Below are 25,731 nucleotides of genomic sequence, written 5' to 3' on the forward strand. Positions count from 1 at the left end.
AAATAAGGAGGATTGCTGTGAAAAAGAGTACTAGTATAAAGAGAAAAATTTTATTAGTAGCATCTAGTATAACTGCATTTATATACATATTCTGGAGATTGTTTTTTACCATTCCAACACAGCACGGAATGATATCCTTAATAGCAGGATTATCACTTGCAATAGCAGAAACTGTAGGGGTAATAGAAGCTTTTTCACATTATAAAAATTTAAGCTCAAATAAAGAACCAGAAATGCCAGAAATACCGATAGAACTTTACCCAGATGTTGACGTATTAATAGCAACTCATTCAGAGTCAACAGAAATATTATATAAAACAGTTAATGGTTGTACACATATGAAATATCCAGATAAAAGTAAAGTTCATATTTATATATGTGATGATACAAATAGAATAGAAATGAAAAAACTTGCAGATAAAATGGGGATAGGATATATAGGGTTAGCTGAAAATAAGCATGCAAAAGCAGGAAATCTAAACAACGCATTAAGTAAAACTACATCGCCTCTTATAGCTACCTTTGATGCAGATATGATACCACGAAGTGATTTTTTAATGAAGACTGTTCCATATTTTAGTTTACCACTTATGAAAAAGGATAAAGATAATAAATGGATAAGAAGGGAAAAAGTAGATGAAAATTATAAAATCGGGTTTATACAAACACCTCAAAGTTTTTATAATCCAGATTTATTCCAATATAATTTATATTCAGAACAGAACATTCCTAATGAACAGGATTACTTCTTCAAGGAAGTAAATGTAGGTAGAAATCGTACGAATTCACCTATATATGCAGGTTCGAATACTTTAATATCTAGAGAAGCTTTAGAAGAAGTTGGTGGTATAGCGATAAAAAATATAACAGAAGATTTTGCAACAGGTATAAAAATACAAAGTAAAGGATATAAATGTTTTGCAATATCAGAAGTATTAGCACATGGATTATCACCAACTGATTTTAAGAGTTTGATAAAACAGCGTCAAAGATGGGGAAGAGGATGTGTTCAAACCATAAGAAGTTTTAAATTTTTATTTTCAAGTTTAGGTATTAGAGCTAAGTTAAGTTATATCACATGTTTTTTATATTGGACTACATTTTTTAGGAGATTTATATATATAATATCTCCAATATTATATTCTTTATTTGGGTTACTTATAGTAGAGTGTAGTGTAAAAGAGCTAATGTTTATTTGGCTGCCATCATATTTACTATACAATATATCTTTAAAATATTTATCTAGTAATTTAAGAAATCAAAAGTGGAGTAATATAGTTGATACTATAGTTTTTCCATACTTGGTAATACCAATACTACTTGAAACTATAGGTATTACTCTTAGAAAATTCAATGTAACATCAAAAGAAAGAATATCATCAAAGAATGTAGCTTTTAAATATTCAATACCCCATATTATTTTAATATTTGCATCAGTATTTGGTTTAGTATTCTCAGTAGAAGATTTTATTAAATACAAACATTTAGGTAATCTAGTAATTATATTTTGGTTAGTTATGAATATGTATTTTCTAATTATGGCTGTATTTTTCATGCTCAGTCGTATAAATTACAGAAGTGAGGAAAGATATTATACCAATCTAGATGTAAATGTAAGTTTTAATGAAAGATTATTAAAAGCTACTACATCCGATATTTCAGAATATGGAATGAGCTTTACAATAGATACTCCACAGTATATACCATATGATGAGGATATAGATATAAATATTAAATATTTACATTACAAAGCAAATTTAAAAGGTAGAGTAGTTCATGTGGATAAATTTATGGATAAATGGAAATATAGCATCAAACTAAATCATGTATCACAAAAAGATAAAAATGAGTATTATCAGATAGTATATGATAGGGGGCATACTTTGGCGAATAAGATGAAATCAAATACTATTAAGGAAATCAAATTAAATATGATTAATAGAAGTAAAAAACATAGGGCTTCCAATAGAAAGTTGCCAAGGATACCATTAAAAGTAAATGTTAGCACAACAATTGGAAATATAGTTGAAGTAGTTAACTTTAACTACGAGTATATACTATTTAAAGGAAAGTTAGATGATAAAAATATTAATATAGAATTGAGAGATGATTTAGTTTTAAAGTGTTTAAAATGTGATCAATCTACAGTAGAAGACAATACCTTATACAAAATAGATGACTGGAAAAATATTTCAAATGATGAACGCTTTAGAGAGATGGTACTAAGTTGGGATAGCGCTATAGAAAATAAAGAGGAACTTGCTAATGTTTGATAAAAAAATAAGAAAATCTAGATTTAATGTAATTATACTTATTACATTATTAATAAGTATATTGTTAAATATATTTTTATTACAAAAGCCAAATTATAGTGAATTAGATGTAAATAAAAACAGCTCAGATAAAAATGGACAATTATCAGTAAAGAGAACAAATCTTGTAAATGAGAAAGGCGATATAGTAAGATTAAAGGGAATGAGTAGCCATGGTCTTATGTGGTATCCAGAATATATAAATACAAGAAGTCTAAATACATTATCTGAATATGGAGCTAATACTATTAGATTGGCGATGTATACAGATCAAAATAAAGGATATGTTTATAATAAAAAAGAATCAATGAAAAATTTACTTCAAGGAATAGAAAATGTTTTAGGTGCAGATATGTATGCCATAGTAGATTGGCATACACTAAAAGATAATGATCCTAACATACATATAGAAGAAGCTAAAGAGTTCTTTGATGAAATATCAACTAGATATAAAGATGAACCAAGGGTGATATATGAAATATTTAATGAACCAAATGGGAAAACTTCATGGAACGATATAAAAAAATATGCAAATACTATAATACCGATAATAAGAAAAAATTCACCAAATGCTATAATCCTTGTAGGAACTCCTAATTATTGTGTAGATATAAAGAGTGCTATAAATGATCCTTTAGACTATAAAAATATAATGTATACTTATCATTTATACACGGGAACAAGTGATGGAGGTTATAAATATTTATTAAGTGATGCATTAAAAAACAATATACCAGTATTTATTTCTGAATGGGGATTTAGTCCAGAAAAAAATAGTGGAGAAATAAATTTTAAAAAAGGAAGAGAATTTCTAGAATTTTTAAATCAGAATAATATTAGTTGGATTAATTGGTCTTTAAGTAACAAAGACGAAACACATTCATTTATTAGACATGATATTGATAAATTGAGCAATTGGAATGATGATGAATTAACATCTGTTGGAAAATTTGTTAAAGATGCATTTTCTAATTATTAAAATAAGTTTTTAAATAAGATAATAACTTCACGAAAAAGATATTGACTAAAAAGTCAATATCTTTTTTGCTTTAGATCTTAGGATAAAATAATATTTTATGACAGGTAAATTTTATATTATATAGAAATAAAAGGGAATTATGTATATGTCTAAAAAGTTTTAAAAAAAGTAAAATTTTTTATAACAGATTTGTAACTAAAAACCTGTTGAAAGTATACTGTTATATGTTTTATACTACAAAAGTCGACAAAATGAATCAATTTAAAATAAAATTTTACATCGGAGGATAAAACATATGATAAAACGCATAATTCCAGTAATGCTATCTGCAATATTACTTATGACAGGTTGTACAAAAACTAAATCAGAAACAAAGGATACTAAAGAATCAACGAAACTTACGTATTCTAATTTAATAGATGAAAAAACTCAAAATGAAATAAGAGACATATTAATAGAAAATAAAATAGATAAAAAAGAAGTAGATTATTTTATTAAACTTGTAAAAAATTATAATGACAAATCAGATATAAATAAGCTAAAAACATCTAAGCAAGGTTTTACAAGTATAAAAACTCAGCAAGTTCCATACGATGAAGTGTATTTAGACGAAAAATGGGACCCTAATAAATTGAACTATATGGATTTTAACTGTAGATTAACTGCATTTTCAATATTTAAAAATTACATTAAATCAGAAGATAAATTTATAGGTGATTCCACTAGATTAGTATTTGATAAAGATGCAATAAATAATAATCCTATAAGCAAATTTAGCAAAGAAGATACAGATAAATTTATTAACTTATATTCAGCTGTAAAAGTGGAAAATACACAAGATGTAAATAAGCATGCACAAGCTATAAAAAAAGAATGGCAAAAAAGAAAAATATCATTTGTAGATAATAAAAATATATCAATGATAAATGTATTTTTACATGAACCAGAAGATAATGAAGTATTTGTAGGACATGCAGGTCTTTTATTACAAACAAAAGATGGATTATTATTTATTGAAAAATATGCATCAGCTTTACCATTCCAAGTTTCAAAATTTAAAAATAAATCAGAATTAAAGAAATATTTAATGGATAGATTGGATAATGATACATCTGGTAACGGTTCATCAAAGCCAATAATAATGGAAAATAATGAGTTAATTAAATAGAATAAATAAAAAGTCTCAACTTAATTTATGTAATTTATCCCTAATATTTAAATCTACGAAAAATACTACTATAATTTTATAGTAGTATTTTTAAATTATAAGAAAATTATCTTAATTTAGTATATAATCAATATATAAAAGGACTATACTTTTAGTTAATATTATTTAAATGTCTAAGGTTGGTGAAGTATGGGTATATCAGTTAAAGAAATGCTTGAGGCAGAGTTTTTTAAAGAATACAAAATTTTAGCAGGCAAAAATGGTTTAAACAATCAAATTCAAGGGGTAACTGTACTTGATGCTGATGATGGATTTCATTGGTCAAGAGAGAAAGAGTTTGTAATTAGTTCAGGCTATGTTTTTATGAAAAATCCAAATCTATTTGAAGAATACATTAACTCTAAACACTTCAAAGGAACAGCTTGTTTTGGAATTAAATTGGGGAGATTTTTAAAAGAAATACCTGAAAATATTATTGAACATTTTAATAAACATAAAATACCTTTAATAGATATTCCATACAAAGATTCTTGGATGGATATAATGAATGCCTTAAATGTTACAGTAATGAATAAAAATATAAATCGTTTTAACATTAAGGAAATAAATTCTAATAAGTCTTTAGATTTATCGTATCAAGTTAGAAAAATTAATAAAATTTTAAATGCAGTTGAATATGAAATGAATTTTTCCGCAATGCTTTATGATTTATCAAACAATAAGGCCTATTATAGTTCAAATAAATTTAAAGAAGTTTCTAAGGATTTAAATATAGAAGACTTTTGGAGACCTTCTTTTGATTATAGTAAAGAGATTTTGTGCAAAGATATAAAAATGTCAAGATATAGGTTCTATGATAGTAAATATGAAGCTCCATTTAGTTGGATAACAGTTCCTATAACTATAGATAATAAAGTAAAAGCATACTTTGTTGTTATTGAAGCCACAGGTCTTATTGATTATTTTGACCAATTTTCTTTAAGAATAGGATTTTTATTAATACAAGAGTTATATGAACAAATTTTTGTTAAACAAATTATGGAAGATAGTGAATTTGAAAAATTCATAGAAAATATTTTAAATGGCAAACTAGAAGACAAAGACAATATAATAAATATAGCTAATGATCTAAATATTAGTATAAATAATAAATTTTATACTATTGTAATGAAGCAAACTAACGAGAAAGTTATCTTGTCAGGACTAAGAGAAACTTTAAAGAATTGTACAAGAAATGCTTTTGGATTTGAAGATTATAAAATATCTTTTGTAGATGATAATAGTTGTTTATTTTTAATTAAAGAAAATAGTGGATTTTCAGAAAAACAAAATATTAAGTTTATAAAAGAAAAGTTATCTAATTTAAAAAAACGCTTGGAATTAGAAATAGATAATTTAGAACTAAGTTTTGGTATATCAGATATTCCAGACTTTATTTATGAAACAAAGAAAAGCCATAAGAGGGCAGAGAAAGCTATTAATATTGGAAAACTTTTATATCCTAAAGAAGAGTTTTGTTCTTATTCAAACTTAGGAGCTTTTGCTTGGATGGATATAAAAGATGATGAAGTTAACATTATGTTAAGAGATATTAGAGTTTTATTAAAGGACGAGAAGTATAAAGAATATATACATACATTAAAAGTGTATTTAGAATGTAAGATGAACTTTAGTCTTACTGCTAAAAATTTATATTTACATATAAATACTGTTCGAAAAAGAATAGAGGATATTACTTATTTACTAAAGATAGATTTAGAAGATCCTATGAATAGGTTGAAATTAGAAATTTTACTTAATTTATTTTATTAGACAAGAAAATAAATAAATTATTATAAGATATTCGTAATAGATACGGATATCTTATTTTTTTGTAAATATAATTAATATAGTATGAAAAAAATTTCTTGATCATTATAGTAAAATGAAAATTTATTCATTTATATAATATCTGTCAAATATAAGAAAATTATTTACGTTGATGTAAGTTTGCTTTAACTGATAATATTAAATCAAAGAAAATAATGTTAAAAAATGATAATAAGTTAAAGGGGTGTTTAAATGTCTGAAATATTAAACAAAGCTAAAGATATTGAAGAATATGTAATTAATTTAAGACGAGAATTTCATAAGTATCCTGAATTAAGTGGAAAAGAATTTAAAACTCAAGAAATGGTTATTAAAGAACTTGAAAATATGGGAATACCTTATAAAAAAGTAGGAAATACATCAGTGGTAGCTATGTTAAATGGAAAAAAAGATGGAAAAACTATAGCTTTAAGAGCAGATATGGATGCACTTCCTATAATAGAAGAATCAGGTGTTGAATTTTCATCAAAAACACATGGATTGATGCATGCTTGTGGACATGATGCTCACACTGCAATGCTTCTTGGAGCAGCAAAAATACTTTCTGAAATGAAAAATGATATAAATGGAAATATTAAATTCTTTTTCCAAGAAGGAGAAGAAACTTTTACAGGAGCAAAAGAAATCATAAAAGGTGGAGGAATGGATGGAGTAGATGCCTGCTTTGGACTACATTGTATGCCTGATCTTGAAACTGGATTTGTAAATATTGATTCAGGATATAAAATGGCAGGTTGTGATACTATTTATGTTAAATTTGAAGGAGTATCAGGACATGGATCTTCTCCACACCTTGCAAAAGATACTATTTATCCTGCTTGTGCTTTTGTTTCAGGATTACAGGCAATAGCAACTAAAAATATTGATCCACAAGAGCCAGTAGTACTTACAGTAGGAAAGTTTATAGGAGGAACTAAAGCTAATATAATTCCTAAATATACAAATCTTGATATATCAATGAGATACTTTAACCCTAAAGTTAGAGAAACTATTCACCAAAGTATAAAAAGACATGCAAAAGCAATTGCAGAGGCTTATGAAATTAAGGTTGATGTAAATGTAGAGGAAAGTGCAATAAGTCTTTATAATGATGAAGAATTATCAATTATTGCAAAGAATTCAGCTAAAAAAGTATTTGGTGAGGGAAAAACCGTATCTGGGCCTAAACTAATGGGATCAGAGGATTTTCCTTATTACTTAAAATATGCAAAAGGAGTATATGCATATCTTGGATATAACAATAAGGAGAAAGATAGTATTTACTATCCACATCATGAAAAGTTTAAAATAGATGAAGATTGTTTTAAGTATGGTACAGCACTACATGTTCAATTTGCTTTAGATTTTTTAAATAAAAACTAAAAATAATTTTATAAGGGGATAATTCAATGGGATTAAAAAGTGTTGGAGTTAAGAATAATGACATTAAGAAGATAGAAAGATATAGGTGGGTAGTTTGGTTAATATTAGCATCTGTATATATATTTGTAACATTTCATCGTATGGGTGTTGGTGTTGTAAAAAATGATTTACAAAATGAATTTGGTATTGGAGCACTAGAGTATGCAAATATAGGTTCAATGTATTTTTACGCATATTTTCTTATGCAGATACCATCAGGAATACTTGCTGATAAACTAGGTCCTAAAAAAACAGTATCAATGTTTTCTATATTAGCTGCAATAGGTTCTATAACTTTTGGTATGGCACCTAATATAAATGTCGCTTATGTAGGGCGCTTTATGGTAGGAATCGGGGGTATCTGTTGTATTTATATGCTTGGTAAAAATACAGTCGCGTTGGTTTTATTCAAAAAACTTTGCATTAATGGTTGGTTTATCTGGAGTAGTTGCAAATTTAGGATCGATGTTAGCACAAACTCCACTAGCACTAGTTTCAGCAAAATTTGGATGGAGAAATACTTTTATTTTTATGGGAGTAGCAATGGTATTTTTCACAATCTTAACCCTTATATTTGTTAAAGATGATCCAAAAGATATGGGGCTTCCAGGAATGGATGAACTTGAGAATAGACCGCTAGATTCATCTAATATAAAAGTCATGCCAGCATTAAAATCAATCTTATCAAACAAAAGAACTTGGGTTATATCTATTGCATATTTCGGTTTATCGACAGCATATACTGTATTTATGGGTACATACGGAGTTTCATTCTTAATAGAAAAATACAGTTTAACAAATGTACAATCAGCAAATTATGTTATAGTGACTATATCAGGTGCACTTGTAAGTTCTTTAGTACTTGGGCAAATTTCAGATTATTTTAAAAGTAGAAAGCTACCATTAACTATTGCAGGAACTTTAACTTTATTATGCTGGATAGCACTTGTATATGTTGATATACCTATTAATATACTTGTTCCATTCTTATTTATATTTGGATTTGTTTCATCAGCATTTACTATGTGTTGGACAATGGGAAATGAGGTAAATGACAGAAGACTTTCAGGTATGGCTACAGGTGTTGTAAACTGTGTAGGATTTTTAGGTGCAGCTGTTGTTCCAGTTATTATGGGTAAGGTTTTAGATAGTTATCAAGATACACCTTTGGTTGGTTATGAAAAGGCATACTTTGTTTTAATTATGATAATAGCTGTAAGTGTTGTGGCTTCGTTTTTCACAAAAGAAACAAATGCACAAAACATATATGATAAAAAATAAATCTTAATTACAGACGATTTTTTATCTATAGTATCAAACCTAATGTTGAAGCTTAATTTTTGGTGTGATACTTGAGATTTATATATACTATTTAAATATACGAAAAGGCACTGATTAAAAAATCAATGTCTTTTTTACGTTAATACAAATTTATTCAAATTATAATTTATAAAGCTATACAACTAGAATTATATTGCATTTTTGATATATAATTAACTTTAGTAAGTAGCAGATAACAATTGGGGGATGACGTAATGTTAAAAATAGTAATATGTGAAGATGAACTAAAACAACAAGAAATTTTAAAACAATACATAGATAAAATATTAACAGAAATAACAAAAGACTATGAAATACTAACATTTACCTCAGGAGAAGAGTTACTTGAAAACTATCCTGAAAATGTAGATATATTTTTACTAGACATAAAAATGGACAAACTAAATGGAATGGAAATAGCTAAAAAAATTAGAGAAATAGACAAAAAAGAAGTGGAAATAATATTTACAACATCACTAGTAAAATATATTCAAGATGGGTATGAGGTAAGGGCATATAGATATTTACTAAAACCAATAAAGTTTGATGATTTGAAAAAGCATTTGACATCATGTATAAAAGAAATAAACGAGAAGAAAGAGAACTACATAGTGATAAATGGAAAAAATGATGTTTACAAAATAAATATAAGTCATATTACATATATAGAAATTCAAAATAAAGATATGACAATACATACTATAGATAAAGATTATAATATAAAAATGAGTATAGATAAAATAGAAAAAGAGTTAAGTATATATAATTTTTTCAGATGTCATAAAAGTTTTTTAGTTAATATTAGTTATATTGAAAATATAAAACAATACATAGCAATCCTTGAAAATAAAGATGAAGTACCTATAAGTCGTTATAGATTCAAAGAAACAAAAGCCAGATTTTTAAGCTACATAGGAAGTGTATTATAATGAGGGAAATTTTGATTTTATCAATAATATATATTATAAACTCTATACTTTACCTTGGAATATTTTATCTAATGATAAATAAATTAACAGATAGGAAACACCTTATAAAAAAGTGGGAGTACATATTAGTATCAATACTTATAATATTAATATTGCTACTTCCAAAGATTGAATTTATAAAAATAGAGTATTGTATTTTTCAAGGCGTAATACTATCTTTATTATGCAAAAGTTTATTTAAAATTTCCATAAAAGATTCTTTGATTTATAGTATGGTATTTTCATTTGGATATATTATACTTGAGAATGTGGTAAGTTTTTTATTACTAGAAGGAGTATTTGACTTAATAATAACTTATACTGCATTAAGGTATAAGTTAGCTAAGTTTTTAGTAGTAAATACTATATTGATAATATTTATCAAATATTTTAATAAAATTGTAGACTTAGATATAAATAAAAAATACTATTTGTATATTGGCTTAATCATAATTATAAATGCTACAAGTATATTTTTTATATTTGTGGGTGGAAATCTTATTTTAGATTTATATAACATTATTGCGAATAATTTGCCCAATTACACAAACTATGAGGTGAATTTTGGATTATCTAGCTTTATAAAGGTAATTCAAAATACAGTACCAGTAATTATGATATTTTGCAATATATTTTTAGTAAAAGTTATAAATAAGTTAATAAAAAGTATGAAATCTAAATCAGAGCTAAAAGCTATCAATGATAAGTTAGATATGCAATATAACTATTATTTAAATATGCAAGAATCTCAAATGAAAGTAAGAAAATTACATCATGACATTAATAACCATATATCTTGCATTAAGCAAATTGAAAGTGAAGATATAAATGAGTACATAGACAGTATAAAAAAAGAGCTTAAGGGCTTTGAGAGTACATTTGATAGTGGGAACAGAATATTAGATATAATTTTAAGTGACAAACATTCAGAATGTATAAAAAACAATATAGATTTGTTTTGTGATATAAACTTTGAAAAATGTGATTTTATAGAAATGATAGATGTATCAGCTATATTTGTAAATATGATAGATAATGCAATAGAAGCGTGTAAAAAAGTTGAAAATGATAGGTATATAAATATGAGAGGAACTATAGTTAAATCTTATTATGTGATAAAGTGTGAAAATAGCAAGTCAAATGAAATCAAAATAAAAAATAATAAAATAATTAGTAGCAAAAAGGATTCATTTCTTCATGGTATAGGTATTTCAAGTATAAAAGAATCTCTAAAAAAGTATGATGGAGATATGGAAATTATAGATGAAAAAAATAAATTTACATTAAAAATATATATACCACTAAAGATTAAGTAATAAAAAACATGACAGTTGCGCTTATATAAATACCACTTACACCGTATATATTGAACATAAAGCACAGGGGTGTTACTTTTTTTTGTAAAGGTAACACCCATTATTATAATAAATACTAAAATTTAAAATCGATTATAAGGAGTATGTGATATGAAAAAAGCAAGTTCAGTTGTTATATTTTTATTAAGTTTAACGAGTTTAATGTTATCAGGGAGATTATTTTTTCACTATAAGTTTTTAGCTGATAGTTATAATATGTCTCTTATAAAATTAGTTGGTGGAGATATATGGCTTTTAATGGAATTAGTGAATTTAGGAATACTATGTATAATTTCAATAGTAGCATTATTTAAGTGTATAGTTGCTTTTAAAGAAAAGCAATAGAATTTGAAACTAAAAAATCAGGGTGTTATCTTTTAACTTTAAAAGACAATGTCCTGTTTTTTATTTAAAGAGTTAAAAAGCATAAATTAGATTTAAGTATTGATAAAAATAGTTTGGAAATGTTATCCTAAAACATAAGGTATAAAGTCATATTTGAATATATAAACTAGTAGGCATAGGGGGGAACTTATGATTAGGATAGCGATTTGTGAAGATGAAAAAGAAACACAAAGTCTAATAGAAAATTATCTTCACAATATATTAAAAAATATAAATATAGAATATGAAATACAAAAATATAGCTTAGGAGAAGAGTTACTTGAAAGTAATTTAAAAAGAAATAGATATATTACTTTTAGATATACAAATGGGACAAATTAATGGGATGGATACTGCAAGAAAAATTAGAGAAGTAGATAATAAAATGGAGATAATTTTTATAACTTCTTTAATAGATTATGTTCAAGATGGATATGAAGTAAGAGCTTATAGATATCTATTAAAACCTATAGAATTAGAGGAATTAAAAAAACATGTATTAACATGTATCAAAGAGATTGAAAATAAAAACAATTATATATTAATAAAAAATAAGTCTAATACATACAAGATTCAATCAAATGAAATAAAGTATATAGAAGTTCAAAAAAAGAATATGTTAATACATACAATAAATAAGACTTTTGATGTAAGGTATAGCCTAGAAAAAATAGAAAAAGACTTAAAGCTAGGCAAATTTGTAAGATGCCATAAAAGCTTTTTAGTTAATCTAAGTTATGTAGAAAATATAAAGTTAAACACTGCAATTTTAGAAAGTGGAGAAGAAGTACCTGTTAGTAGATATAGATATAAAGATGTTAAGGAGAAGTTTTTAAAATTTCTTGGTGATTCAATATGTTAAATTTTATGACTAATTTATTATTAGTTTTATCAATAGTTATACGCTTTACTATATTTAATAGCATATTAGTTTATAAAAAAGATGGAAAGGACTATAGAAAAACTGTATTTTATATTTTATTATTTTTAATTTATATTATAGCTCTATTGTCTAACATAGAAGGGAGTTATAGTTATTTTAAAAATGGAAATTATTTATTTAATGCTTTAGTACTTATAGCTTTTGGAGGTTACTATAAGTATTTTTATAAGATAAGATATATTAAATATATAACCTTCTTTTGTTTATTTAATGTATATTACGATTTGATTAAAAGCTATCTATTAGAGAGAATTTTATTTTTTTTAATTACAGGGTATATTATATCATCAAAAGAAGCGCTTTTAGTATCTAATTTTGAACAATTAAAAGTTGATATATACACTAACTTGGTTATTTTATTTATATATTTGATATTTGCTTTTTTTAATAATCGGTTACAATTATTTGATAGCGAAAAAAGAAATTATATATATTTGATATTTGCTTTAATGGTTAATTCAATTAGTATAGTTGGAAATTATATATTTTACAAACTTGAGAGATTTTTAAGTTTATATTCAGAACGTTATGTATTTGATTTTCTTTTAACTCCAAAGTTAGTAGTGGCTAGTAGTATAGTTCTTATATTATTATTTAGACAAATAGTAAAAGAAAATAAGAAAAAAACTCAATATGAACTTATGAAAAATAAGCTAGATATGCAATATGAACATTATCTAAGTATTCAAGATTCTCATATGAAGGTTAAAAAGCTTTATCATGATATAAATAATCATATTTGCTGTATAGATAATCTTAAAAATAATAATAAAGAAGTTAGTGAATACATAAGTAATTTAAAAGATGAAATTAAATCTTTTAAAGATAATTACAATACAGGGAATATGATACTAGATATTATAATCAATGAAAAAAGTGATATATGCACTAAAAAAGGAATTAAGTTTATTTGTGATATAAACTTTTCAAAAGTTAATTTTATAAAACCTATAGATGTATCAAGCATATTTGCTAATATTTTAGATAATGCAATAGAAGCTTGTGATAAAATACATGATGAAAATATTGAAAAGTATATTAGAATTAAGGGAACTATATCAAAATTATATTTTGTAATTAAATGTGAAAACAGCAAAGTTAATAATATTAAGTTTAAGAAAAATAAATTAATAACAGATAAAATGGACAAGTTTGTACATGGAATAGGAACTCAAAGTATTAAATCATCTTTAGAAAAATATAATGGAGAATTATTATTTGAAGATGAGAAGGATAAATTTATAATAAATATATGCATACCACTTAATCAAAATACTGACAGTTGGGTCGATTAAGGTGCTAGTTGGGGCATATGTATTGAGTCTAAAAAATAAGGATGTTATCTTTTAATAGAAAAAGGTAATGTCCTTATTTTTTATGATTAAATGGCTATAAAGCTTTGAAATACAAAGGTAATTAATAAATTTATGAAATTAAAATAATGGAGGAAAATGTATATGAAAGTAAAAAAAATTATACTAGCTATATTATTAGCTACAAGTATAAGTTCAGCTTTTATGGTGGGCTGTGAATCTTCTACAATTGATATGGATAAAAAAGCTTATACAACAACAGAAGTATCAAAGATTAAAAAAGATTTATCAAAGAAGATTTCAAAAGCTATAAAAGATAGTGGTCTTCGAGTGGCTGAAGAAAAACCAGATGGGAGTTTTGTGTTATCTTTAGGTAATTTAGAATATTCTAAAGAACAACCTAAGCAAGTTTTAAATTATTCTGTAACTTTAGATAAGAAAAAAGATAAGGAAATACTATTTATTCATTGTGTTAAGGACTACCTAAAGGATGAAAACTTATCAAAAGATGATAAGTTTGTTAAAGCAATTTATAACATATTTAAGTCTTTAACGGATACTAATTTAACTGAAAAGGAATTTTTTAATGAAGTTGAAAATGTAGTTAATAAAGGTGAAGGTATTGTAGAAATTCCTGATATGGGTGATATACATATTTCAGTTAAAGAAATTGATAAGAAAACCAAGATTTTAGAGTTAAGATTTAAGGATGAATTTATATTAAAATAAGGAGGTTTATATGAAAAAATATAAAGCTATTTTATTAGCATTAATTATAGTAATTATAGGACTTATAGGGTTATTTATATATAATAATTATTCTAAGCCCTGGAAGGAAGCTGAGGAAAATATTAATAAATATATGATAAAACAAGGAGTTTCAAAAGATGATATAAGTGAAATTACAAAAGAAAAATCAAAATTAGAAAGTTATAATGGAATTCTTTATAAGGTAATTTATAAAGATGATTCGGAGCATGAATATCAATATTTTTATAGTGATGAAATTTATGCTCTAGATAAAATAAATAAAGTTGTATTAAAAATTTATAATTTAAATGATAATAAGCGATTAGAAAGAGAGGATTTAAAAAAGGTAAAGTATCCTCCAACATATTTAAATAAATTATAAAAAAGAGGGGGTTTTATGGGAATATACTTAAAATTATCAATAGCATATTTAAGAAAAAATAAACTTAGAACGGGACTTTTAATACTAGCAGTAGCATTAGGAGTAGCTTTAACATTTGGGACACGTACAGTAAGAGAATCTCAAACTAAAAATGATTTAAATGCCGTAAATAAACTTTATGGAGGATATCATGCAGAATTTAATGATTTAAATTATGAGGAAGTTGGAAAATTAAAAAACGACAAGGGTGTTTTAAAAACTAGTACAGTACAAAACTTAGGGAATGTATTAGATAAAAAAGGAAATTCATTTCAGTTAAAATCAGTAGATGAAAACTATGTAAAAGGTAAGTTAAATAAATTAATAAATGGAAGGCTTCCTAAAAATAACGATGAGATAGTACTTGAAAAGAAAGCTTTAAAAGCGATGGGTATATCTGATAAGTTAAATTCTAATATAGATTTAAAAATAAAAAAGAAATATAAAGACTCACAAGGAAATCAAAACATATACACTGAAGATAAAAAATTTAAACTTGTAGGAATTATAGAAAAGCCACAAAAATTTTATGATATGAACTTAATTCTTGAAGCATTTACTTATGGAGATGGCGAAAATAACAATATTATACCAGAAGGTACAATTAGTTATGATTGTATAGTAACTTTAAAAAGTGGATGGAGAAATATTAATGGTCAGATTAAAACTATTACGAAAAGAAATGACTTAGGGAAAAATAGCTATACACCAAATATTTTACTTATGCAAAATACAATGGAAGTAGAACAAAGACTTGATAGTCCTCAAGTTATTCAAACTCAAATTTTAATTGTACTTACATCAGCTATTTTAATATTTAATATCTTTAATATTACTCTAAATGAGACAATAAAAGAAACTGCTTTACTTAGATTAATAGGTTCAAGTAAAAAAAGTGTAAGAGGTATTATAATATATCAAGGCTTATTTATAATGGCTTTAGGTATAACACTTGGATTAGTATTTGGGGTTATATATTCATATGTAGGAATTAGCAAATACAATTTTTCACTATATCAAGAAGCATTAATTAAACCAAAGTTATATGTAAGTAAAGGAATTATTATGACGTCTATAATAACAGGTATAATTTCTGTACTTATCTCATGTATTTTACCTATTATAAAGATTGGAAATATATCACTTATTGAATCTACAAAGACAACAGACAAGATGAAAAGTAGTGGCAAAAGTTATAAATTAAGTAAGGTTCTAAATAAAATATTTGGATTTTATGGGTATATGGGGATTAAAAATATTGGAAGAAATAAAACTAGAGCAGTTATATCTATGTTATCAATTGCACTAGGAGGATATGTATATTTAACTACATTTTCAAGTATGCAGTTTGAGGTAAATAATAAAATCGAAGATATATACAATAAATATGATATAACAATGCAGTTTATTCCATCAATTTCAGATGTAGATAATTTAGAATATATAGATAGTGATATAAATAAGATAAAAAATATAGATGGAGTAAAAAGCATAGAATCTATGCAAATAGTAAGTGGGTTGTTTGATTTTAAAAAGAATGAAGTAAATAAAGAATTTCCAAAATATTTTGGAGTAGAAGAACAAGATAATATGGAAGCTGAGTTTACTTTAAAATTATATGAAAATAATGATTTAAATAAAAATATAAAAGATTTCATACAAGATGGAAGTTTAAAAGACATTGGAAAAGTTACCGATGGTTATATTAATGTAGCAGTATATAATTATTTTTATGATATAGTTACAGATCATACATATAAAGAAATTTATAAAAATTTAAAGATAGGGGACATCATAACAGTAAAAGTTCAAACTACAGAGAATGGTGAAACTGTATATAAAGAAAATAAGGTAAGAGTGTGTGCAACTTTAACACCAAATTGGATGTCTAATGGAGATGGTGGTAATAGTATTGAAATTATAACATCTCAAAATCATGCTATAGCTCTTACAGGTAAAGATAAATATACTAAAATAGGTATAAATTTAAAAGATTCATATGATGAGAATGTAAATAAGAAAATAGAAAAAATTTCTAATAATATTCATTTATCTAGATTCGACAGTAGATTTAATTTTAGAGAAAGAGGGATAGATTCTAGTAGAGAGTATTATAAGTCTCAAATATCAACAATAGCATTAGTTTTAATAATAGCAGGAATTAATGTATTCTGTACAATAAGAACAAATTTATTAATGAGAAAAAAAGAAATTTCAACATTTAGGGCAATAGGATTGAGCATTAAAAATATGAAGAAAATGGTTCTTTATGAAGCATTAACATATGCAATTTTAAGCAACATAATAGCTTTAATTCCATCAATGATAAACTTAATTAAATTTGTAAATTGGAATAACAACGCTTATACAAATTTCGGAATAGAGCACTTTATGGATTTTATATTTCCAGTTAAAGAATCAATAGTATTCTTTGCTTTATCAGTTACTGTGTGTATTATAGCAATAACTACAAGCAGTAGGGAGTTAAAAAATATGAGTATTATTGAGGGAATAAAAGATAATGATTAATTTGGGAGGTTAAGTTATGAAAACTTTAAAAACTATAGATTTAAGAAAAACATACGGGACAGGTGATAGTGAAGTTAAAGCTATTGATGGAATAACTTTAGAAATAGAACCTCATAAGTTTACAGCTATAATTGGACAAAGTGGTTCGGGAAAAAGTACATTACTTCACTGTATGGCAGGACTTGATAAACCGACCTTAGGCAAAGTGTTTATAGATGATTTAGATTTGTATACTTTAAATGATGATAAGTTATCTAAGATAAGAAGAGATGAATTTGGATTTATATTTCAAAGCTTTAATCTAATACCTGTTATAAATGTTTATGATAATATAGTATTACCTATTTCACTTAGTGGTAAAAAGGTAGATAAAAAGTATATAGAAGATTTAGTAATTAAACTAGGTCTTAAATCACAAATTAAGAAATTTCCAAATGAATTATCAGGGGGACAACAACAAAGGGTAGCAATTGCTCGTGCTCTTGCAAATAAACCATCAGTAATATTTGCAGATGAACCTACTGGAAATCTTGATTCAAAGACTACAGGTGAAGTAATGGATATTTTAAAAATGTGTGTTAAGGAGTTTAATCAAACTCTAGTTATGATAACTCATAATGACGAGGTAGCTAATATGGCAGATAGAATTATAACTATTAAAGATGGTAAAATTTTAAGTTAATATAAGGTTGATGTTTATGTGGGGTTGCCCAAAATTAAAGTAGTAAATTATAAACATATTAATCTTCATATAATATTTTAAATAAAAATATAAATATGAATTATTTATTATGACAAAAAATAAACAAAATTATGCTATACTTAATATGTAAAGAGATATATAAGGAAAAGTTTAAATTAAGGGGGGAAACTTATGAAAAAAATTATTAAAAATTTAAAAGTATTAAGTATGGCAATTGTTTTGTCATTATGTAGTATCAATGGTGTCTTTGCAAGTAATTTAAACACAACTAATGAGCCTTATAAAACAACTGTATTTAATAAAAGTGATAACATGTGGAATGCAAAGTATTTTAGAATACCTAGCTTACAAACGTTATCTGATGGCACAATGCTAGCATTTTCAGATATTCGTTATAATGGAGCTCAAGATCATGCATATATAGATATTGGAGCTGCTAGAAGTATTGACGGGGGAAAAACATGGGATTATAAAACAGTAATGGAAAATGATCGTGTTGACTCAACTTATTCTCGTGTAATGGATTCAACAACTGTTGTTACAGACACAGGTAGAATAATATTAATTGCAGGATCATGGAATAAAAATGGAAATTGGGCAAGCAGTACAACTTCATTAAGAAGTGACTGGTCTGTTCAAATGGTTTATTCTGATGATAATGGATTAACATGGTCTGACAAAATTGATCTAACTACAAATACAGCAAGAATAAAAAATCAACCAAGTAATACTATTGGATGGTTAGGCGGTGTTGGAGCTGGTACTGTAATGTCTGATGGAACAATAGTAATGCCAATACAAATTGCACTAAGAGAAAACAATGCTAATAACTACTATTCATCAGTTATATATTCTAAAGATAATGGCGAAACGTGGACTATGGGAAACAAAGTACCTAATTCTAAAACTTCTGAAAACATGGTAATTGAATTAGATGGAGCTTTAATTATGAGTTCTAGAAATGACGGAAATAATTATAGATCATCATATATATCTTATGATTTAGGAACTACATGGAAAGTATATGAGCCTTTACATGGCAAAATATTAACTGGTAATGGATCAGGATGCCAAGGTTCATTTATTAAAGTTACTGCTAAAGATGGGCATAGGCTAGGATTTATTTCAGCACCTAAAAATACAAAAGGTGGGTATATTAGAGATAATATAACTGTTTATATGATTGACTTTGATGATTTATCTAAAGGGGTTAAAGAATTATGTATTCCATATCCTGAAAATGGGAATCCAAGTGGTGGAGGATATTCTTGTTTATCTTTCAATAATGGAAAGTTAAGTATACTTTATGAAGCTGACGGTAACATAGCATATAAAGATTTAACCGATTATTATTTATCCCTTGATAATAATAAAATGTAGAGTATTTATCAGATTTATCCTAACTATTAAAATAAGCGAAAACACATTGATAATTTAATCAATGTGTTTTTTTGATATATTTATAGATAATAATGTAGTTATTTAAAATTTATATTAAAATAATCTATATAACTATTAATTTGAATTTTAACAAATAAGGAGATTATTATGGAAAACTACTTTACAATAGGTAAAATATCAAAATTATCTAGTATTTCATTAAAAACACTTAGATAATATGATGAAATTGGATTACTAAAACCTAAATATATAAATCAAGAAAATAATTATAGATACTATTCCATAGAACAATTAACAACCATAGATTTAATAAAGTTGTTTAAATCTACAGGAATGTCACTAAATGTAATAAAAAAATTTTAAGCTCACAAGCTACTCTAGATTTTATGGTACAAAATATAAGAAATCAATCAAAAATAGTAGAAGAAAAAATAAAAGCATTATCCCAAATAAAAAACCACTTAGACTATTTAGATAAAGAAATATCCATTTTCTGTTACATTAGGATCAACAGTATCATATAAAAACTTAAATAAAGAAGAACTATGTATCACAAAAATTGTTAAGTACAATAATAAATATAGCTTTATGTCTATTGAAGAATTTTGACAAGAGGAAATATATAAAGTAAAAAATATGATATTTCATTTATAATATAGAGTATAATATAGAAGAAAACTTTACTCAAAAGCAACTTAAGGAGGAAATAGCATTGGATAGAAAAATTGTAAAGTTAGATTTAGCTTTAATGCTCAATAGCGCACTTATGGGTGCATTTGTAGGACTTTTTACATGGACGTTTTTAGGAATTGTAAATATAGGTATACACTTTATATGGCATACTTTAAAAGATTTTTTTAATATAAAATATTGGACTTTAATAGTTGCCAGCATAGGTGGTATTTTAGTCGGAATCACGCAAAAATATTTTGGAGGATATCCAAAATATATGGACCAAACTTTAGCTGAGTTTAAGAAAAATAAAAGAGTAGAGTATAAATCGGTAAAACATTCTATAATAAATTCTTTAACAATATTATTCTTTGGTGCAAGTGTTGGACCAGAGGCTGCACTATCAGGCATTGTAGGAGGAGTAATTACCTTTGTTGGAGATAAAATGAAAGAACGATTTAAGAAAAAGAATGTTGTTAATCAGTATTCAGATGAATTAATAGAATGTAGTATGCAAGTTAGTACAGGGATTATATTTAACGCACCTTTATTTGGAATATATACACTAAGCGAAAAAAGTTCAGAAAATAGAAAAGTAATAAAGAAAATAAAAACAATTGTTTATACTGTAACAACGATAGCTGGTTTTTTAGTATTTATATTATTATCAAAATTTGATAATAGACCTTCATTTATAGTTAAATTTGGACAAAGTAATATTGGATTGAAAGAGATTACGTGGTTTATACCATTAATTTTTATAGCGATGTTACTTGCATATGTATACAAAATGTACGCTTTAGTACTACATAAAATATTAAAACCTATTGAAAATAAAAAAGTAATAAAGGGAATAATTGGAGGATTAGGAATAGGTATATTAGGAACTATTTTTCCGTGGACATTATTTTCTGGAGAACATGAATTAAGAGAATTAGTTGTTGAGTGGAATAACATATCTGCATATATGCTTATTCTATTATCATTAGTAAAACTTTTATTGACAGAGATATGTTTATCAACAGGGCATAGAGGTGGACATATATTTCCTTTGATATTTTCTGGGAGTTGTCTAGCTTATGGATTGTCCAAGTTATTTTCAATAGATCCAGTTTTTTGTTTGTCTATAATAGTTACAGGGCTTGCAAGTAAGGCTATAGGAAATATGTATGTAGCTATATTTTTATTGATATTTTTCTTTCCAATTAACACTGTAATACCGTTGGTATTATCCGCAGCTATAGGTAAAATGGTTGGTGATATTGAAAGTAAAGTGGTAAATAAAATATCTAACATTAAAAATATAAGGATTTAAGTATTATTTAATCAACCTTGAGAATATATGCCAAAAAACTTACTGAACTAGGATATGTAACTATTGTATTTGATGCATCATATCAAGGAGAAAGTGAAGGAGAACCTAGATATATTGAAGAACCAGCTGCAAGGGTTGAAGATATCCGCTCAGCAGTAGATTATCTAACAACACTTGATTTTGTAGATGAAAATCGTATAGGTGTATTAGGTGTTTGTGCAGGAGGAGGTTATGCAGTAAATGCTGCTATGACAGATAAGAGAATCAAAGCTATTGGTACAGTTGTTGGTGCTAATATTGGTCGTGTATATCGTGAAAGTAATGATCCTATAAAAACATTAGAAGCAATTGCTAAGCAACGTACTGCTGAAGCTCGTGGGGATGAAACAATGATTACAAATTGGATTCCTAAAAATCAAGAGGAAAGAGAACAAGCAGGTATTAATGATATAGACATTATAGAAGCTGTTGATTATTATACAACTTCAAGAGGTCAAAGTCCTAACTCTCCAAATAAGTTAAACTTTACTAGTGTAGCATCAGTAATAGCTTTTGATGCTTTTCATTTAGCAGAAAGTTTACTAACTCAACCTTTACAAATAATTGTTGGAGATGTACAAGGAGCTTTTGGTTCATATAGAGATGGTCATGAACTTTATAATAAAGCGGCTTCAAAGAAAAAGGATTTATTCATTCTTGAAGGTGTAAGTCACTATGATTTATACGATAAAGAAGAGTCAGTTAGAAAAGCTATTGAAAAATTAGATGTTTTCTACAAAGAAAATATATAAGATATTATTTAACCTAATATAGTATAAGAAGATTAAATTAATTAATCCATAAAAAAGCACTGAATTTGAAGTCTTAAGCTATCAAATCAGTGCTTTTTTTAGTGTATTTTTTTAATATAAATAAATTTGTAATATATATAAGTATAAAAACATATAAATATATAAGTTTTAAAGCAAATTAACGAAGGGGATGAGCGTATGAGATATTACAGTAAATCTACTAATGAAGCCTTAAAATATCTAAAAGTAAATCCTGAAATTGGATTAAGCACTAATGAGGTAGAAGAAAGAAGGAAAAAGTATGGTTACAATGAATTTAAAATCAAAGAAGGTAAATCATTAATAGAATCAATAAGTGACAGTATCATGGAGCCAATGATATTGATTTTATTAGCTGCTGCAGTAATAAGTGCCTTTGTAGGTGAAGTTCATGATGCATTTGGAATTTTAGGAGCAATAATTTTAGGACTATCCATAGGAGCAGCAACAGAAAGCAAATCTAAAAAAGCAGCCCAAGCATTATCAAAATTAACTGAAAATATAGAGGTAAAGGTATTAAGAAATGGAAAAATACATCAAATATCCAAAAGAGATTTAGTACCTGGCGATATTATTTATATAGAAAGTGGAGATATGATACCTGCAGATGGTAGGCTTATTCAGGCTATTAACTTAAAGTTAAGAGAGGACATGCTTACAGGCGAATCTGCAGATGTTTTAAAAAATGCAGAGAAGATAGTAGATATGGATGTAGTATATGGAAAAACTGAAATAATAGAACAAGATACAATACCAGCAAAACAAGTTAATATGGTATTTGGAGGAACACTTGTAGCCTATGGAAGAGGAATTATGGTGGTAACAACTATAGGAGATAAAACAGAAATGGGTAAAATAGCACAAAATATAGGTGATGATGATATCCAAACTCCTCTTCAATTAAAGCTTGGAAAATTAGGAGCTAGAATAGCTATTGTTTCAGGGATTGTAGCATTTTTACTATGTATGTATATGATTATGAAAATGAATGCAAATGGAGAAATAATATTAGATACTTCAGGAATAATACCATTTTTAAAATCACTAGAACCAGCAAAAGGAGCATATATGGTTTGCATAGCATTAATTGTAGCAACTGTACCAGAAGGTTTACCCACTATGGTAAATATTACATTGGCTATAACTATGCAGAAGATGGCAAAGATAAATGCTTTGGTAACTAAAAAAGAAGCTTGTGAAACTATAGGGTGTGTATCAGTAATTTGTTCTGATAAAACTGGTACCTTAACTCAAAATAAAATGATGGTAGAAGTTGCGTATATAGATGGAAAATATATTGATAGTAGTGAGTATCATAGTAATAGTTACTTTGAAGAAAATTGTATAGTAAACTCGACTGCTGATATTGAAAAAGAGGATAAAGATTACAAATACATAGGTAGTGCAACTGAATGTGCATTACTTTTATATCATAGAAATAAAGATTATAACAAATTTAGAAAAGAAGTTAATTTAGTATCACAAGTTCCTTTTAACTCAGATAAAAAGAGAATGTCATCGTTGATAAATATGGAGGATAATGGAGTATTTTTAAGTAAAGGAGCTCCAGAAGTTTTATTAGAAGAATGTGCATATATGCAAAAAGGGAAGGATATAGTAACTTTGACTCCTCAAATAAAAAGAAATATACTTAATGAAATTAGAAAGCTTCAAGTTAAGTCTATGAGAACATTGGGATTTGCTTATAAAACTATAGATAAATCATCTATGCAGGTTGCGCTAACTTATGAAGATGAAATTGCTAGCACTGAAGACTTAGGAATTTATGAAAGAGGCAGAGATTTAATTTTTGGAGGTTTTGTTGGTATAGTTGACCCGTTAAGAGAAGGGGTAAAAGAATCCATTCAAATAGCCTATGATGCAGGTGTAAAGGTGAAAATGCTTACGGGAGATAATATAAATACAGCAAAGGCTATAGGAAAAGAGATAGGTCTTTTAGACGATGGGAAAAAAGCAGTAGAAGCAACTTACATAGATATATTATCAGATGAAGAATTAAGAGAAGAAATAAATGATATTTCTATTGTAGCTAGATCTAAGCCTGATACGAAGATGAGAATCGTACAAGCGCTTCAAGCTAATTTAGAAGTAGTAGCAGTTACTGGAGATGGTATAAATGATGCACCAGCTTTAAGTAAAGCAGATGTTGGAATTTCAATGGGTATATCAGGAACTGAGGTTTCAAAAAATGCATCAGATATAATACTGACAGATGATAGCTTTAGTACTATAGTTGATGGTATAAAGTGGGGAAGAGGTATATATGAGAACTTCCAAAGATTTATACAGTTTCAACTTACTGTTAATATAGTAGCTTTTATGATAGCTGTAATATCTCAAATTATGGGTACGGAAATGCCATTTACTACGATACAACTATTATGGGTAAATATAATAATGGATGGACCACCAGCATTAGCTTTAGGATTAGAACCAGTTAGAGATTATGTTCTTAAAAGAAAGCCAATTAAAAGAAAGGCTAGTATTATAGCAAAAGGTATGTTAGTAAATATAATTATAAATGCAGTACTTATAATATCAATAGTGAACCTTCAATCATTTTTCAATGTGTTAAACGCTACTCCAGAAGAACAAGGAACAGTAGTATTCTCAGTTTTCGCATTTAGTGCATTGTTTAATGCCCTAAGTTGTCGTGAGTTTGGCCTTAACAGTGTAATACCAAATTTCTTTAAGAATAAGTTAGCATTGTATGTAATTTTTATAACTGGTATAGTACAAGTTTTATTTACACAAGTTTTTAGAAGCTTTTTTAATTCAGTAGCACTTAGCAATTTTATGTGGATAAAAATAATACTTCTTTCATCAATGGTACTTGTTTTAAATGAAGTAGTTAAGTTTATACTTAGAGTAATGAAAAAACAAGGACATATGGTTAGAAATATAAGAAGAGTTTATAAATAATATAATGAGTTTGAGATTATATGGCATTTTCCTTCACTGTAAAGACTAAAGAGCAGGGCTTTAACGTTTTGTAAAATTGCTAGATAACCTCAGACTTTTTTCGTATAATAAATTAAAAAATTTGTGATAAACAAGAGCTAGTTTGTATTACTAGC

The 25,731-nt window shown here is 26.2% G+C and carries 18 protein-coding genes and 2 pseudogenes; all 20 read left to right on the plus strand.

Annotated features, from left to right (window positions below; all coding sequences use genetic code 11):
* The first annotated feature begins 17 nt into the window (after positions 1–17).
* Complete coding sequence (locus H8891_RS04345; protein ID WP_330604937.1) at positions 18–2,273, plus strand: glycosyltransferase family 2 protein; 2,256 nt, start codon at positions 18–20, stop codon at positions 2,271–2,273.
* On the plus strand, positions 2,266–3,291 hold the full coding sequence (locus H8891_RS04350) for a glycoside hydrolase family 5 protein (protein WP_187005345.1): 1,026 nt from the start codon (positions 2,266–2,268) through the stop codon (positions 3,289–3,291). The genes H8891_RS04345 and H8891_RS04350 overlap by 8 nt, the downstream gene beginning before the upstream one ends.
* Positions 3,292–3,586: 295 nt before the next feature.
* A complete protein-coding gene (locus H8891_RS04355) occupies positions 3,587–4,459 on the plus strand; it encodes a DUF4300 family protein (RefSeq protein WP_187005346.1) in 873 nt (290 codons plus the stop codon).
* A gap of 189 nt (positions 4,460–4,648) precedes the next feature.
* A complete protein-coding gene (locus H8891_RS04360; protein ID WP_187005347.1) occupies positions 4,649–6,271 on the plus strand; it encodes a PucR family transcriptional regulator in 1,623 nt (540 codons plus the stop codon).
* A gap of 249 nt (positions 6,272–6,520) precedes the next feature.
* The gene (locus H8891_RS04365) at positions 6,521–7,690 is read left to right on the plus strand and encodes an amidohydrolase (RefSeq protein ID WP_187005348.1); all 1,170 of its coding nucleotides are present in this window, start codon (positions 6,521–6,523) and stop codon (positions 7,688–7,690) included.
* 140 nt (positions 7,691–7,830) lie between these two features.
* Positions 7,831–9,010, plus strand: a pseudogene (locus tag H8891_RS04370) (MFS transporter).
* Between the two features lie 254 nt (positions 9,011–9,264).
* Positions 9,265–9,978, plus strand: coding sequence for a LytR/AlgR family response regulator transcription factor (locus H8891_RS04375; protein ID WP_187005349.1), 714 nt, complete (start codon positions 9,265–9,267; stop codon positions 9,976–9,978).
* A gap of 71 nt (positions 9,979–10,049) precedes the next feature.
* Positions 10,050–11,333, plus strand: coding sequence for a sensor histidine kinase (locus H8891_RS04380; RefSeq protein ID WP_187005350.1), 1,284 nt, complete (start codon positions 10,050–10,052; stop codon positions 11,331–11,333).
* Between the two features lie 150 nt (positions 11,334–11,483).
* A complete protein-coding gene (locus H8891_RS04385) occupies positions 11,484–11,717 on the plus strand; it encodes a hypothetical protein (RefSeq protein ID WP_187005351.1) in 234 nt (77 codons plus the stop codon).
* A 189-nt stretch (positions 11,718–11,906) separates the two neighbouring features.
* Positions 11,907–12,618 (plus strand): annotated as a pseudogene (locus H8891_RS04390) (LytR/AlgR family response regulator transcription factor).
* A gap of 530 nt (positions 12,619–13,148) precedes the next feature.
* On the plus strand, positions 13,149–13,994 hold the full coding sequence (locus H8891_RS15215) for an ATP-binding protein (RefSeq protein WP_243207762.1): 846 nt from the start codon (positions 13,149–13,151) through the stop codon (positions 13,992–13,994).
* A gap of 162 nt (positions 13,995–14,156) precedes the next feature.
* Positions 14,157–14,741 (plus strand): hypothetical protein, encoded by a 585-nt coding sequence (locus H8891_RS04400; protein WP_187005353.1) that lies wholly within the window; start codon positions 14,157–14,159, stop codon positions 14,739–14,741.
* Between the two features lie 10 nt (positions 14,742–14,751).
* Complete coding sequence (locus H8891_RS04405; RefSeq protein WP_187005354.1) at positions 14,752–15,144, plus strand: DUF3139 domain-containing protein; 393 nt, start codon at positions 14,752–14,754, stop codon at positions 15,142–15,144.
* 15 nt (positions 15,145–15,159) lie between these two features.
* Complete coding sequence (locus H8891_RS04410) at positions 15,160–17,712, plus strand: ABC transporter permease (RefSeq protein WP_187005355.1); 2,553 nt, start codon at positions 15,160–15,162, stop codon at positions 17,710–17,712.
* A 16-nt stretch (positions 17,713–17,728) separates the two neighbouring features.
* Positions 17,729–18,394, plus strand: coding sequence for an ABC transporter ATP-binding protein (locus H8891_RS04415; protein WP_187005356.1), 666 nt, complete (start codon positions 17,729–17,731; stop codon positions 18,392–18,394).
* A gap of 192 nt (positions 18,395–18,586) precedes the next feature.
* Positions 18,587–19,795 carry a sialidase family protein gene (locus H8891_RS04420; protein WP_276510606.1) on the plus strand — a complete coding sequence of 403 codons (1,209 nt, stop codon included), beginning with the start codon at positions 18,587–18,589 and terminating at the stop codon, positions 19,793–19,795.
* 246 nt (positions 19,796–20,041) lie between these two features.
* Entirely contained in the window at positions 20,042–20,179 is a 138-nt protein-coding gene (locus H8891_RS15680; protein ID WP_408637159.1) for a MerR family transcriptional regulator, read from the plus strand.
* Positions 20,180–20,528: 349 nt separating this feature from the next.
* On the plus strand, positions 20,529–21,803 hold the full coding sequence (locus H8891_RS04430; RefSeq protein ID WP_187005357.1) for a chloride channel protein: 1,275 nt from the start codon (positions 20,529–20,531) through the stop codon (positions 21,801–21,803).
* A gap of 17 nt (positions 21,804–21,820) precedes the next feature.
* Positions 21,821–22,594, plus strand: coding sequence for an alpha/beta hydrolase (locus tag H8891_RS04435; protein WP_187005358.1), 774 nt, complete (start codon positions 21,821–21,823; stop codon positions 22,592–22,594).
* A 198-nt stretch (positions 22,595–22,792) separates the two neighbouring features.
* On the plus strand, positions 22,793–25,576 hold the full coding sequence (locus tag H8891_RS04440; RefSeq protein WP_187005359.1) for a calcium-translocating P-type ATPase, PMCA-type: 2,784 nt from the start codon (positions 22,793–22,795) through the stop codon (positions 25,574–25,576).
* Positions 25,577–25,731: the final 155 nt, after the last annotated feature.

This window comes from Paeniclostridium hominis, from assembly GCF_014306135.1.
Classification (GTDB): Bacteria; Bacillota; Clostridia; order Peptostreptococcales; family Peptostreptococcaceae; genus Paraclostridium; species Paraclostridium hominis.